Genomic DNA, 13269 nt, shown 5'->3' with positions numbered 1-13269 from the left:
GGGCGGGGCCGGTCGGCCCGCCGCCCGGCGGTCCCGGATCAGCCCGACTCCCGGACGATGAGCTCCCACGGCGCGGCGAGCACCGCGTCGGGGAGCGGGGAGGCGGATTCGAGGCGGGCGAAGAGCCGCGCGACCTCGCGGGAGAAGTCCAGGACGGGCGCCCCGACGGTGGTCAGGGCCGGGGAGATCACCAGCCCCTCGGGGATGTTGCCGATCCCGATGACCGCCAGCTCCTCGGGGACGGCGGCGCCGAGGTCCCGCGCGGCCCAGATGGCGTCGATGGCGGCGCGGTCGGTGGCCGAGAGCAGCGCCGTGGGAGGGTCGGGCCGGCCCAGCAGCTCGCGCACCGCCGCGTAGGCGTCCGGGCGGGAGTCGGCCACCGGGCGCACCAGGTCGGGGTCGACGCCGATCCCGTGCTCGCCGAGCACCCGCCGGTAGCCGTGCAGCTTCACCGACCGCGCGGGCGCCCATTCGCTCTCGCCGGGGTGGGCGAGGTAGCCGATCCTCCGATGGCCCAGCGCCACCAGCCGCTCCACCGCGGCGCGGCAGGACCGGGCGCGGTCCTGGCGGACCACGTCGAAGCCGTCGGGGCGCAGCTCGTCGTCGAAGACCACCAGGGACAGGCCCTGCCGCGCCAGCGCGGAGAGCTCGGCGCCGCCCAGCGGGCAGTCCGGCAGCAGGATCGCGCCGTCGACGTAGCGCTCGCGCAGGACGCGCAGGAGCGCGTCGCTCGGCGTGCTCTCGCTCACCGGCAGCGCGACGACCGCCAGGCCGCGCTCGGCGGCGGCCGCCTGCATCTGCTCGGCCAATCGGTCCGACCACGGGCTCGACGGCGCCGGGTACATCAGTCCGACCAGGTCGGTGCGGCGGCGGCGGAGGCTGCGGGCCGAGTGGTCGATCTGGTAGCCGATCTCGGCGACGGCGCGCATGACGCGCTCGCGCGTCTCCTGCGGCGGGGGCTTGGCTCCTCCGCGCCGGCCGCTGAGGACGTAGGAGACGGTGGCGGTGGAGACTCCCGCGCGTCGCGCGATGTCGCGCTGCGTCGGACGGCGCGGAGGCTCGGTCGCTGCCACTTTGTGAACGTTATCCGGGGTTCGCCCCGGTCGCAACGTCGCGCGCTTGTCCGCACCGGTCTGGACGTGTGGCGAACGAGGCCCTAACGTCTGACGTTAATCGAATAACAGCCCGGCTCACCCGGCGTCGCACCCGCCCGCCGCCGGCCGAGCCGGTCATCCCCGGAGCGGACCGCCCGGAACCGCGCCCGCGGTTCCCGCACCGGATCCGCCGTCCCCGTTCACAGCGGCGCCACCACCGAAAGGTCGAGGATGACCCACCAACCGAACGGATCCCCCGCCCAGCCGATGCCCAAGGTCGTCGCGGCCAGCCTGTCCGGCGCGATGCTGGAGTGGTACGACTTCAACCTCTACGGGATATCGGCGGCCCTCGTCTTCAGCAGGCTGTTCTTCCCCGACATCGACCCCGTCCTCGGGACTCTGGCCTCCCTGGCCACGTTCGGCGTGGGGTTCGTCTCCCGCCCCATCGGCGCGCTGGTCTTCGGCCACCTCGGCGACCGGGTCGGACGCAAGCAGGTCCTCGTCACGACGATGATGATCATCGGCGGCGCCACGTTCCTGATCGGCCTGCTCCCCGACTACCACTCGATCGGGCTGTGGGCGCCGGCCCTGCTGGTGCTGCTCCGCCTGGTGCAGGGACTCGGGCTGGGCGGTGAGTTCGGCGGGGCTTCGCTGCTCACGGTGGAGCACGCCCCGCGTGCCCGCCGGGGCTTCTGGGGCAGCCTCCCGCAGACCGGCGGGGCCATCGGCTACCTGATCGCGGTGTCGGTGGTGAGCCTCTTCGCCGCCCTCCCCGACGATCAGTTCCTGAGCTGGGGGTGGCGGATCCCGTTCCTGCTGAGCGCGGTCCTGCTCGCCGTCGGCCTCGTCGTCCGGCTCAAGATCCAGGAGACCCCCGCCTTCGACGAGGTCAAGAGGACCGGGCGGCGCGAGCGCATCCCGCTGTGGACCGCGCTGCGCAGGTACCCCAGGAGCATCGCCGTGGCCTTCGGCGCGCGCATCGGCGAGGCCGGGAGCTCCCAGATCTATCAACCCTTCGTGATCAGCTACGTCACCACGAGCCTGGGCTACGGCGAGAACGTCGCCCTCACCGGGGTGGTCCTGTACAACGTCATCGCGCTGGCGCTCATCCCCGTCGCGGGCGCGATCTCCGACCGCGTCGGCCGCAGGCCGCTGTATCTGGCGGGCGGCGTCCTCGTCGCGCTCACCGCGTTCCCCTACTTCTGGCTGCTCAACTCGGGCTCCACCTGGTGGGCGTGGACGGCGATGGCGCTCGCGGCGCTCGGCAGCGCCGTGTGCATGTCCAGCCTCCAGGCCACGCTGTTCACCGAGATGTTCGGCGTGCGGGTCCGCTACTCCGGGATGTCCTTCGCCTACCAGACCTCCGCCATGGTCGCGGGCTTCGTCCCGGCCGCGGCGACGTCGCTGCTCGTGGCCTCGGGCGGCGCGATCTGGCCCGTCGCGGCGCTGGTCGCCGCGCTGGGCCTGGCGTCGGTCGTCTCCACGGCCTTCATGCGCGAGACGCGCGAGCTCGACGTCTCCGAACTGGAGTCGCGGGGGACGGGCGCCCGCACCGCGGCCGGCGACCCGTGAGGCGTCCCCGGGCCCGCAGCGGCGCACGCAGCGAACGGACGAATCCGCCGACCGTCCCCGACGAAGACGAGGTGACAGCGTGAACGACCGGCGATCCGCGAAGAACGCGGTCGTGTTCCTCACCGACCAGCAGCGCTGGGACACGACGGGTCTGCACGGCAACCCGCTCGGCCTGACCCCGAACCTCGACCGGATGGCCGAGGAGGGGGTGCACGTGGCGAACTCCTTCACCTGCCAGCCGGTGTGCGCCCCCTCGCGCGCGTCCCTGCAGACCGGCAGGTACCCGGCCGGCATCGGCTGCTTCCGCAACGGGATCCCCCTGCCGGACGACGTCCCCACCCTGGCCGACCGGTTCGGCGAGGCGGGCTACGAGACGGCCTACATCGGCAAGTGGCACCTCGCCGACGACGACGTCGCCGGCCCGGTGCGGCCCGAGCAGCGCGGCGGGTACCGGCACTGGCTGGCCTCGAACCTGCTCGAGTTCACCTCCGACGCCTACCGCACCACCCTCTACGACGAGCACGGGGAGCCCCACGACCTCCCCGGGTACCGCGCGGACGCGATCACCGACGCGGCGATCGACTACATCGGGCGGGAGCGCGACGCCCCGTTCTTCCTGTTCCTGTCCTTCCTCGAACCCCACCACCAGAACCAGCGCGACGACTACCCCGCGCCCGACGGCTACCGGGAGCGCTACGAGGGGGCCTGGACCCCCGGTGACCTGGCCGCTCTCGGCGGGAACTCCGACGAGCACCTGGCGGGCTACTACGGGATGGTCAAGCGGGTGGACGAGTGCCTCGGCAGGTTCACGACCGCCCTCGGGGAGCTGGGGCTCGCCGACGACACCGTCGTGCTCTTCACCTCCGACCACGGGTGCCACTTCAAGACCCGTAACGGCGAGTACAAGCGGAGCTGCCACGACGCCTCGATCAGGGTCCCCACGGTGCTGTCCGGGCCGGAGCTGGGCGCCGGAGCGGCCCCGTCCCGGCTCGTCAGCCACGTCGACCTGCCCCCGACGCTGCTGGAGGCCGCCGGGCTCCCGGTCCCCGAGGACATGGACGGGCACTCGCTCGTGCCCCTCCTTCGGGGGGAGGCCGACACCCGGCCCAACGACGTGCTGGTCCAGGTCAGCGAGTCGGAGGTGGGCAGGGCGCTGCGGACGGAGCGGTGGAAGTACGGGGTCGTCGCGCCCGGCGCCGACGCCTGGAACACCCCGTCGGCCGACCGCTACGTCGACGCCTACCTCTACGATCTCGAGGCCGACCCCGACGAACTGCACAACCTCGTCGGCGCGGCGTCGCACTCGGGGGTCGTCGAGCGGCTGCGCGAACGGCTCGTCCGGCGCATGGTCGAGGCGGGGGAGCGGCCGCCGCTGATCGAGGCCCCGGGGTGACGGCCGCGGGCCGGGTCCCTTCGCGGGGACCGCTCCGTACGCGCCAGCCCGGCGCGGCAGCGGTCCGCGGTCGCGGCCTCCGAGGCCGGCCGCGCCGGCCCCGATCTCACCCGGCGGGCCCCGGAGCGCCGCCGGAGCGGGCCTCGCGGCGGCGGCGCTGCTCGGCGGGGTCGGGGACCGGGGCCGCCATGAGCAGCCTCCGGGTGTAGTCGTGCTGCGGGGCGGCCAGAACGGAAGCGGTGGCGCCTGTCTCGACGAGCTCGCCGCCGCGCATCACCGCGACCCGGTCGGCCAGCAGTTCCACCACCGCCAGGTCGTGGCTGATGAACAGGCAGCCGAACCGCAGCCGCCGCTGCAGGTCCAGGAACAGTTCCAGCACGTCGGCCTGCACCGAGACGTCGAGGGCGCTGGTCGGCTCGTCGGCGATGAGCAGCTTGGGGCCCAGCACCAGCGCACGCGCGATGCTGACCCGCTGCCGTTGGCCGCCGGACAGCTCGTGCGGGAACCGGTTGCGCAGGTCGGGGGCCAACGACACCTCCTCCAGCGCCGTGGCCACCCGATCGGCCAGTTCGCTCCCGCGGCACAGCCGGTGCGTGCGCAGCGGTTCGCCGACGGAGGCGCCGATCGTCATCCGCGGGTCCAGCGACGAGGCCGGGTCCTGGAACACGATGCCGAACTCCCGGCGCAGCGGGCGCATCCTGCGCCGGGAGAGTCCGGTGATGTCGTGCCCGGCGATGGCCACGGTGCCCGACGCGGGGCTCTTCAGCCCCGCCGCGCACCGGCCGACCGTGGATTTGCCCGACCCCGACTCGCCGACGAGGCCGAACACCTCGCCCGGCGCGACCGACAGCGAAACCCCGTTGACCGCGGTCAACGCCCCGTAGGTCGCGACGAGGTCGCTGATCTCCAACGCCGCCGACGCGTCGGCCGCGGCCTCGGCGGCCTCGGTGGTCCCTGCGGTCCTTTTCTCCTCGGCGTCCCCGCCGGCGTCGGACCTCTTGAGGCCGCCGACGGCAGCGAGGGAGTCCGGGTCCCGCGGCGCCGTCTCGGCCCGGCCGAGGTGCGGCACCGCCGCCAGCAGCCCGCGGGTGTAGGGATGCTCCGGCGCGGCGAAGAGCTCGGCGACCGGGCCGGTCTCGACGATTTCGCCGCGGTACATGACCACGACCCGGTCGGCGATGTCGGCGACCACCCCCATGTCGTGGGTGATGAGCACGATCGCGGTGCGCAGCCGGTCGCGCAGGTCGCGCAGGAGGTCGAGGATCCCGGCCTGGACGGTGACATCGAGCGCCGTGGTCGGCTCGTCGGCGACGAGCACCTTGGGTTCGCAGGCCACGGCCATGGCGATCACGACGCGCTGGCGCTGGCCGCCGGAGAGCTGGTGCGGGTAGGCCCCCAGCCGCCGGGCGGCGTCGGGGATTCCGACCAGCTCCAGCAGTTCCCTTGAGCGTTCGCGCGCCGCCGACCGCGACATCCCCTTGTGGCCGCGCAGCACTTCGGCGAGCTGCCAGCCCACGGTGAACACGGGGTTCAGCGAGGTCATGGGCTCCTGGAAGATCATCGCGATCTCGTTGCCGCGGATCCGCCGGAGCCGCCGCTCGCCGACTCCGATCAGCTCCTCGCCGGCGAGGGCGGCCGATCCCTCGACCGAGGCGCCGTTGGGCAGCAGGCCGAGCAGCGACATCGCGCTGACGGTCTTGCCGGAGCCCGACTCCCCCACCACGGCGACCACCTCGGCCGGGCCGACGTCGAAGGTGACCCCCGAGGCGGCCCGCACCGGGCCGCCCTCGGTGTGAAACCCCACGGACAGATCGCTGAACCGCAGGACGGGGGGCGCCGCTGCCGCGGTCTCGGCGCCCGTGGTCTCCGTGCTGCTCATCGGGGCCGTCCCTTCGGGTCCAGGGCGTCGCGGAGTCCGTCGCCGAGCAGGTTGAAGGCGAGCGTCGCCACGACGATCACCAGTCCGGGGAACACGGCGAGCCAGGGGGCCAGCGCGAAGAACGGCTGCGCCCCGGAGAGCATGGTGCCCAGTGAGGGAGTGGGCGGCTGTACGCCCAGCCCCAGGAAGGACAGCAGCGACTCGCCGATGATCGCGGCGGGGATGCCGACCGTGATCTGGATCAGCAGCGCGTTGACCGAGTTGGGGAGGATGTGCCGGACGAGCACGGAGGCGTCGCTCGCGCCGACCGCGATCGCCCCTTCGACGTAGTTCTCGTTGGCCAGCCGCAGCGTCTCGCCGCGGACCACCCGGACCATGTTCGGGACCTGCGACACCCCGATGGCGATCGCCGCGTTGAGCAGCGACGGTCCGAGGATGGCCGCGAGGCCGACCGCGAGCACCAGGAACGGAAACGACATCAGCGCGTCGTTGAGCCGGGACACGATCGGGTCGCCCCAGCGCCGGTAGTAGCCGGCGACCAGTCCGAGCGGGACCGAGACGGCGGCGGCGATCAGCACCGCAAGGAGTCCGACCGCGAGCGAGGAGCGCAGCCCGTACAGGACGCGCGAGAGCTGGTCGCGGCCCAGTTCGTCGGTGCCCAGCCAGTGGGCCCACGACGGCGGTCGGCGCAGCGTGCCGAAGTCGACGGCCTCGGGGGCGTGCGGGGCGATGACCGGGGCGAGCAGCGCCGCGCCGACGAGCAGCGCCGCCAGCACGAGCCCGAACATCCCGGCGGGGTTGCGCAGCAGCCGGCGCATCGCTCGGCCGCGCGCCGCGGGTGCGTCGGAGGTCGCCGTCTCGCGGGGCCGCGTGGCCTCGGCCGTCATCGCGTTCCTTCCTGGACCCGGATCCGCGGGTCGACGACCGAATAGAGCAGGTCGACCGCGAGGTTGACCGCGATGTAGCCGACCGCCGTGACCATCACCGCGGCCTGGATGATCGGGAAGTCGCGGGTGAAGACCGACTCGACCATGAGTCTGCCGAAGCCCGGCAGCACGAAGATCTGCTCGGTGACGACCGTGCCGGAGATGAGCGCGCCCAGTTGCAGGCCGAGGATGGTCAGCACGGTGATCATGCTGTTGCGCAGCGCGTGCACCAGGACGACCCGCCGCCGCGACATGCCCTTGGCGCGCGCGGTGCGGACGTAGTCGGAGCCGAGCCCCTCGATCATTGACGAGCGGGTCTGGCGCATGATGACCGCTGCGAGCCCGGTGCCCAGCACGATGGCGGGCATGGCCAGGCTGGTCAGGTTGCCCGCGGGGGAGTCGAGGAGCGGCACGTAGCCCGATGCGGGCAGCCAGCCCAGCGCCACGGCGAAGACCAGGATCCCCATGAGCCCCATCCAGAAGTTCGGGATCGACAGCCCGAGCAGCGCGACCGCGTTGGCCGCCCAGTCGGCGGGCCGGCCCTGCCGGACGGCGGCGACCACGCCCGATGCGATCCCGAGCACGGCGGCGACCAGCAGGCTCAGCAGCGCCAGCTCCACGGTGACGGGGATGCGGGTGAGGATGACGTCGGTGACGGGCAGCCCGGAGCGGATCGACTCGCCGAAGTCGAACCGGGCCATCTGGACCAGCCAGATCAGGTACTGCACGAGCAGCGGCCGGTCCAGGCCGAGCCGTTCGCGGATCTCGGCGACGGTGGTCGGGTCGGCCTCCTCGCCCGCCAACAGCAGCGCCGGATCGCCCGGCATGGACCGGACGCCGACGAAGATCACGATCGACACCAGGAACAGGGTCACCAGCGACTGCAGCAGCCGCCCCGCGAGGTAGCGTCCCATCGGCTCACCCGCCTTCCGCCACGTAGCCGGCGGTGCCGAGCCGCAGCAGCCCGTCGGGGTAGACCTGCAGGCCGGCGACCTCGTCGGTGTGCGCGACGTAAATCTGCTGCCGGTAGAGGTAGATGATGCTGTTGAAGCCGCGCAGCCGCGGCACCAGGTCGGAGTACAGCTCCTTGCGTCGTTCGGGGTCGTTCTCGGCCGCGGCCTCCCGGATGAGCCGGTCGGTCTCCTCGGTCGCGTAGCCGCTGTAGTTGTTGCTGCCGCCCTCGGTGAAGAACTGGGCGATGTTGCCGTCGGGATCGGGTCGGCCGGACCAGCCGACCACGTAGGTCTCGAAGTTGCCGGCCTGGCCCTCGGCCGTGGACGAGGCGAACTCGGTGGGGCGCAACCGCACCCGGAACCCGGTCTCGGCGGCCATGGCCTGGACCACCTGGCCCAGGCGCAGATTGGTGGGGTCGTTGGGGATCATCATGTCCACCGGGACCGGTGTGTCGGCTCCCGACTCCGCGACCAGCTCCCTCGCCCGGTCGGGGTCGAAGTCGGGGCAGGCCTGGGTCTCCTCGGTGGCGTACTCGCTGGTGGGTGGAATGGGGCCGCACGCAGGGGCGTAGAGGCCGCTGAAGACCACCTCGTTGATCATGGCGCGGTCCAGCGACAGCGCGAACGCCTCGCGCAGTTCGTCGCTTCGGGCCAGTTCGCCCTCCACCTGGCCGGGCTCCTCGCCGACCCCGTCGGAGTTGCGGATGTTCACGGTGATGCCCATGTACTGGGTGGAGGGCTGGCTGAGCAGTTCCAGCCCGTCCTCGGTGGAGACGGTGGCGACGTCGTTGGGGTTGATCTGCAGGGCTGCGTCGAGTTGGCCGGAGCGCAGGTTCGCGAGCCGGATCGAGTCGTCGGTGATGGCCCGGTAGGTGATCCGGTCCAGTTCGACCTCGTCGGCGCCGTAGTAGAGGTCGCTCTTCTCGACCACGATGCGGTCCTGGGCGACCCGCTCCACGAACGAGAACGGGCCCACGCAGACCGGGTGCCGGCCGAAGTCCTCGCCCAGTTCGTCGAGCTGCTCCGGCGACATGATCATCCCGGCGCGGTCGGCGAGCACCGATGTGAGCGGCGCGTAGGGGCGCGACAGCTCGATGCGGACGGTGTGGTCGTCGACCACCTCGACGTTTCGCACCGCGGAGAGCTCGGTGCCGCGCGAGGAGCCGGAGAGCTCCCGGTGTCGGTCCAGGCTGGTCTTCACGGCCTCGGCGTCGAACTCGGTGCCGTCGTTGAACACGGCGTCGGTGCGCAGCGGGACGGTCGCCACGAGCCCGTCGTCGGAGAGCCGCGGCAGGTCGGCGGCGAGCTGGGGGACGAGCGACAGGTCGGTGCCGGTGTCGTAGAGCTTCTCGCACATGCTCGCGAAGACCTGCCGGCCGACCAGCGTGCCGGCCAGCGTCGGGTCCAGCGCGTCGGGCTCGGCGTCGAGCCCGACGACCAGCTCGCCGCCGGAGCGGGTGGGGGCCTCGACCACGCTCTGCTCCGGCGCGGTCGCCTCCTGCGGGGTGACAAGCGGAGCGCAGCCGCCGATCGCGACGGCGACCGCGGACCCCGCCGCGAGGACCGCTCTCCCCGGCCGCGCGCGCCGCGGCCGCTGCGGTGTCATATGCGCTTCACCCTGAGTTCCTCCCGTGCCCCGGTGCCTCGCCGTGCGGGGCGGCACCAACGGCCGGGGGCCCTGCGACGAATCATTGGCTACGGTATGCAGCCGCCGAGAAATGTAACAAAGCGGCGCCGGAGCGTAAAGACCAGGAGCTCCGCGCCCTCCGCCGACCCTGAAGCGCCTCCCCGCGAACAGGGACGGGGCCTTCCGGCTCCGGTGACTTCAAGGTCGGCGGGTCGGGTGCCGGTCAGCCGGCCGGGGTCACCGTGATGTCGCGCCACGAGGCCGCGGTGCCGAACGTGCGGACCCCGATCGCTCCGGAGGCCGCGCAGCCGGGATCGGTCTCCTCGAAGGCGACCGGTTCCCCGCTGCCGTCGGCGGGTTCGGCGCGGACCGCGAACGTGCAGCCGGAGGCCGTCACCGACACGTCGTACCACGCGCCCCGCTCGATTCCGCCGGGCATGGGGCGCACGTCGCCCAGCCGCGTCCAGTCGTGGCTCTGCCGGCCGATGAACGCGCCGCCGTCCTCGTCGCTGATGCCGACGTAGTAGCCCTCGTGGGCGTCCGGGCCGACCTCCGGATCGCTGACCCGCACCAGGAGCCCGGCGTTTCCGGTGCCGTCGAGCCGGACCCGCCCCTCCATCGTGTAGTCCGTCCACGCGGTCGAGCCCGCGACCGACTTGTGGCCCGGGCCGCCCTCGCTCTCGGAGTAGACCTCGTCGGCCACCGACCAGTCGCCGCCGAAGGTGTCCCAGCCCAGGTCCGTTCCGTCGGCGAACGCGGTGTCGTAGGGCAGGACCCCCGCGTTGGAGCTGCCGTGGACGACGCGGTTGCGCTCGGTGTCGCCGCCCACGTGCGAGGCGGTGAGGAACAGCAGGTCGCCGCCGTCGTCGATGGGGAGGACGGCATTGCGGTAGCCCGACTGGTAGCCGCCGTAAGTCGTGGGCATCGGGGCGGTGAGCTCGTGCCACTCCCCTTCGCCGTTGTCGTGGTTGACCAGGAGGGTCTGCCCGTGTCCGCCCGCCTCGGTGTGCGGCTGGTCCAGGCTCTCGATCAGGGCGCCCGCGGTCAGGATGACGGTGCCGTCGGGGCCGCCGGCGGGGGACCAGGCGACCATCGGGTTGCCGTGCAGCAGGTGTCCGGTGCCGGTCTGCGGCCGCGTCCCCCAGTCGGTGGGATCGCCCCAGTCCAGCCCGTCGTCGGAGGTCTTGAACCGGACCCGGCAGTAGTCGACGGGGGCGTTGGCGTTGCCGCAGAACTCCACGCTCATGATGTAGCGGCCGTCGCCCATCCGGGCCACGGTGGACATCCCGGGCCGGTCGTCGGGGCCGGTGGGGTTCCACGCGTCCACCGGCGCGCTCCACGTCAGGCCGCCGTCGTCGGAGGTCTTGTAGGCGATGTTCTGCTCGCGGCCGGGGACGATCTCGTCGGAGTAGTAGACCACGAGGCGGCCGTCGTCGAGCTGGACCGGGAACGGCTCCCAGATCCGGCGCTCCCCGTCGGTTCCGGGACGGGTGCGCTCCGGCGTGCTGAGGTAGTTCCAGGTCTCGCCCTTGTCGGTGCTGGTGAAGAGCTGGACGTCGAACCCGCCGTCCTGGCCCGTCTCCGCGGCGAGCACGACCGTCCCCGCTTCGAGGTCGCCGGTGTCGGTGTGCAACTCCATCAGCGCGGGTTGCAGCGCGTTGGTGGCCTCCGGCAGCCCGTGCGGCTCGACCCGGGCGATCCGCTCGAAGGTGGCGCCCCGGTCGGTGCTGCGGTAGATGAGCCAGCCCCTGCCGGGGTCGCTGCCGGTGCTGAGTTGGCGCTCGAACGTCGCCAGGATCGTGCCGTCGGAGAGCTGGATCGCGTGTTCGTAGGACGCCCTGTCGTCGCTGTTGGTCACCGGGTCGGGCTCGTAGAGCACGTGGCCGGGGTGGGCTGACGCGGGGACCGCCGTCGTGGCCAGCGCGAGCGCCGCTGCGGCGACCGCGGTCGCCGCGCGCCGGACCGAGCGGCGGGACCGTCGGCGGGGTGGGGGAGCCATCGCATTGCCTCCAAAGGGGTCGGTCAGCGGAGAATACGATTTCTCAGACGTATTTACAACGATAGAAATGCGCCGGGGTGAGGCGGCGGTGTTGCATGTTCGGGAATAGCAGCAGGTCAATGCGGGTGTTTCTGTCCGGAGAAGGCCGGTTGGCCGGTCCGTGCCGAAATGGATATTTCGGGTATCGCCCGGTTCTCGGCTCTTTGGGGTGGCGGATCCTGTTCCCCGGCCCGGTGCGTCCGCGCCGGATCCGCGCGGCGGGCCTCGGCTTCCCCCGATGGGCGCGCCACGGCGCAGCGGAGGCGGAGACGTCGAAAAAGCGCTGTGAGCAGCGGAAATATGCCGCGCCAAAGCGGCCGTCCGACTCGGTGCGGACTCTCAGGGATTTTCGCGACCGCCTGTTGACATTGCCAGGGAGGTGTTGAAAGAAAGGGGGAATCGATTTCTCGGACATGGGAGCGAGCATGCGAGTCAGCGACGACGGCAACCCCCGTCCGGCAGCGGCGGCCCCGCCTTCCGGGCGGGCGGGCCCCTCGATGAACCGGTCGGCGTTCCTCAGGACCGCCGCCGGAGCGGTCGTCGGTTCCGGTCTCCTGGCCGGCGCGCCGATGGGCGGCGCGGCCGCGGCGCAGACCCGAACCCCGGGCGCAGCGGCCTCCCAGGCGCTGGAGGTGACCAAGATCGCCGACCTCACCGGCCCCGGCCTGACGACGCGGTTCCGGATGGAGGCGACCGACCTGGGCGTCCCCGCCGTCACCCCCGACGGCCGGATGCTGTTCGTGTTCGGCGACACCTTCGAGGAGGCGAGGGTGGGCGGCGGATGGTGGCGCTCACCGGTCGCCCTCTACTCCACGACGACCGACCTCGACGGCGGCGTGCGGTGGTCCGGCGCCGTGGGCGGGGACGCGGCGCAGCAGTTGTGGCCCTACGAGCACGACAACCCGGTCTTCTCCACCGTGCTCCCCTCCGACGTCATCACCATCGGCGGCACCATGTACCTGCACGCGATGGTCAACCAGGGCCTGGGCAACGTGGTGTGGACGGAGATCTGGCGCTCCGACGACTCCGGCGCGACCTGGGTCCACACGGGGGCGAAGTTCCCCAGCGACCTGCACGGCGGCCTGTTCCAGCTGCTGACCTGGGGCCTGGGCAACGACGGCTACGTCTACGTCTACTCCACCGAGTTCACCCGCAGCAAGCCCATCATCCTGCACCGGGTCCGCAGTGAGCGCATCGCCGACCCGGCGGCCTACGAGCCGTGGGGGTACCGGGACGGCACCTGGGCCTGGGGCAACCCGCCGACGCCGATCCTGGACGGCGCGTTCGGCGAGCTGTGTCTGCGCCCGCTCGACGGCAAATGGATGCTGACCTGGTTCAACGCCGGTGACTACCGGATCGACGGCATCGTGGTGGACACGCCGACCTCCAACCTGCACACCGCCTACCGCCGGACCCTGATCTGGGGAGGCGAATGGGGCGCGGAGGACGACTCCCACGTCGCGCAGCTCTACGGCGGCTACATCATCCCCGGATCGACCCTGGACGATCTGCACCTGTCCGTCAGCCAGTGGAACACCGACAACGACTGGCCCTACCGGGTCATGCAGCACCGGATCCGGGGGTTCGGCGCCTGAGCCCGCCGACCGCCGGCGGCCCCGGGAGCGCCCGGGGCCGCCGACGGTCGGGGAACCGGGCGGCGAGCTCGCAGGCCCGCTCCGGGCTCTCGCAGTCGACGATCCAGTAGCCGACCAGGAACTCCTTGGTCTCGGGGTCGGGGCCGCCGGTGACGACGGGGGCTCCACCCCCCGGCCCGCACGGTCCTGGCC

General features: G+C 72.4%; 10 protein-coding genes. 3 read left to right on the top strand and 7 right to left on the bottom strand.

From position 1 onward, the window contains the following. Positions 1-38 precede the first annotated feature (38 nt). Positions 39-1073 (bottom strand): LacI family DNA-binding transcriptional regulator, encoded by a 1035-nt coding sequence (locus HDA32_RS14270; protein ID WP_179643653.1) that lies wholly within the window; start codon positions 1071-1073, stop codon positions 39-41. A gap of 252 nt (positions 1074-1325) precedes the next feature. Between HDA32_RS14270 and HDA32_RS14265 the strand changes: the two genes are divergently transcribed. Then, positions 1326-2666 carry an MFS transporter gene (locus HDA32_RS14265; protein ID WP_179643652.1) on the top strand — a complete coding sequence of 447 codons (1341 nt, stop codon included), beginning with the start codon at positions 1326-1328 and terminating at the stop codon, positions 2664-2666. 79 nt (positions 2667-2745) lie between these two features. Continuing rightward, on the top strand, positions 2746-4059 hold the full coding sequence (locus tag HDA32_RS14260) for a sulfatase family protein (RefSeq protein WP_179643651.1): 1314 nt from the start codon (positions 2746-2748) through the stop codon (positions 4057-4059). A gap of 106 nt (positions 4060-4165) precedes the next feature. Here the strand turns inward: HDA32_RS14260 and HDA32_RS14255 are convergent, their stop codons facing one another. The 5 genes from HDA32_RS14255 to HDA32_RS14235 all read right to left on the bottom strand — a co-directional run bounded on the left by HDA32_RS14255 (position 4166) and on the right by HDA32_RS14235 (position 11443). Beyond that, a complete protein-coding gene (locus HDA32_RS14255) occupies positions 4166-5938 on the bottom strand; it encodes an ABC transporter ATP-binding protein (RefSeq protein WP_179643650.1) in 1773 nt (590 codons plus the stop codon). Beyond that, positions 5935-6825 carry an ABC transporter permease gene (locus HDA32_RS14250; protein WP_218882453.1) on the bottom strand — a complete coding sequence of 297 codons (891 nt, stop codon included), beginning with the start codon at positions 6823-6825 and terminating at the stop codon, positions 5935-5937. The genes HDA32_RS14255 and HDA32_RS14250 overlap by 4 nt, the downstream gene beginning before the upstream one ends. Beyond that, on the bottom strand, positions 6822-7778 hold the full coding sequence (locus tag HDA32_RS14245; protein ID WP_179643649.1) for an ABC transporter permease: 957 nt from the start codon (positions 7776-7778) through the stop codon (positions 6822-6824). Before HDA32_RS14245 ends, HDA32_RS14250 begins: the two co-directional genes overlap by 4 nt. A gap of 4 nt (positions 7779-7782) precedes the next feature. After that, entirely contained in the window at positions 7783-9423 is a 1641-nt protein-coding gene (locus HDA32_RS14240; protein ID WP_179643648.1) for an ABC transporter substrate-binding protein, read from the bottom strand. A 244-nt stretch (positions 9424-9667) separates the two neighbouring features. Next, the gene (locus HDA32_RS14235) at positions 9668-11443 is read right to left on the bottom strand and encodes an exo-alpha-sialidase (protein ID WP_179643647.1); all 1776 of its coding nucleotides are present in this window, start codon (positions 11441-11443) and stop codon (positions 9668-9670) included. Between the two features lie 464 nt (positions 11444-11907). Here HDA32_RS14235 and HDA32_RS14230 point away from each other — a divergent pair, with 464 nt between their 5' ends. Then, positions 11908-13077 (top strand): glycoside hydrolase family 183 protein, encoded by a 1170-nt coding sequence (locus HDA32_RS14230; RefSeq protein ID WP_218882452.1) that lies wholly within the window; start codon positions 11908-11910, stop codon positions 13075-13077. Here HDA32_RS14230 and HDA32_RS30210 read toward each other — a convergent pair. Beyond that, positions 13043-13195 (bottom strand): hypothetical protein, encoded by a 153-nt coding sequence (locus HDA32_RS30210; RefSeq protein WP_246334964.1) that lies wholly within the window; start codon positions 13193-13195, stop codon positions 13043-13045. The two genes, HDA32_RS14230 and HDA32_RS30210, sit on opposite strands and share 35 nt — an antisense overlap. Positions 13196-13269: the final 74 nt, after the last annotated feature.

The organism is Spinactinospora alkalitolerans (assembly GCF_013408795.1).
In the GTDB taxonomy this organism is placed as follows: domain Bacteria; phylum Actinomycetota; class Actinomycetes; order Streptosporangiales; family Streptosporangiaceae; genus Spinactinospora; species Spinactinospora alkalitolerans.
Note: the sequence above shows the minus strand (reverse complement) of the source record. Positions and strands in the feature narration are given on the sequence as shown.

Coding starts and splice junctions, on each gene's coding strand:
- HDA32_RS14265 (WP_179643652.1), top strand. CDS start 1,326: ATGACCCACCAACCGAACGGATCCCCCGCCCAGCCGATGCCCAAGGTC.
- HDA32_RS14255 (WP_179643650.1), bottom strand. CDS start 5,938: ATGAGCAGCACGGAGACCACGGGCGCCGAGACCGCGGCAGCGGCGCCC.
- HDA32_RS14250 (WP_218882453.1), bottom strand. CDS start 6,825: ATGACGGCCGAGGCCACGCGGCCCCGCGAGACGGCGACCTCCGACGCA.
- HDA32_RS14245 (WP_179643649.1), bottom strand. CDS start 7,778: ATGGGACGCTACCTCGCGGGGCGGCTGCTGCAGTCGCTGGTGACCCTG.
- HDA32_RS14240 (WP_179643648.1), bottom strand. CDS start 9,423: ATGACACCGCAGCGGCCGCGGCGCGCGCGGCCGGGGAGAGCGGTCCTC.
- HDA32_RS14235 (WP_179643647.1), bottom strand. CDS start 11,443: ATGGCTCCCCCACCCCGCCGACGGTCCCGCCGCTCGGTCCGGCGCGCG.
- HDA32_RS14230 (WP_218882452.1), top strand. CDS start 11,908: ATGCGAGTCAGCGACGACGGCAACCCCCGTCCGGCAGCGGCGGCCCCG.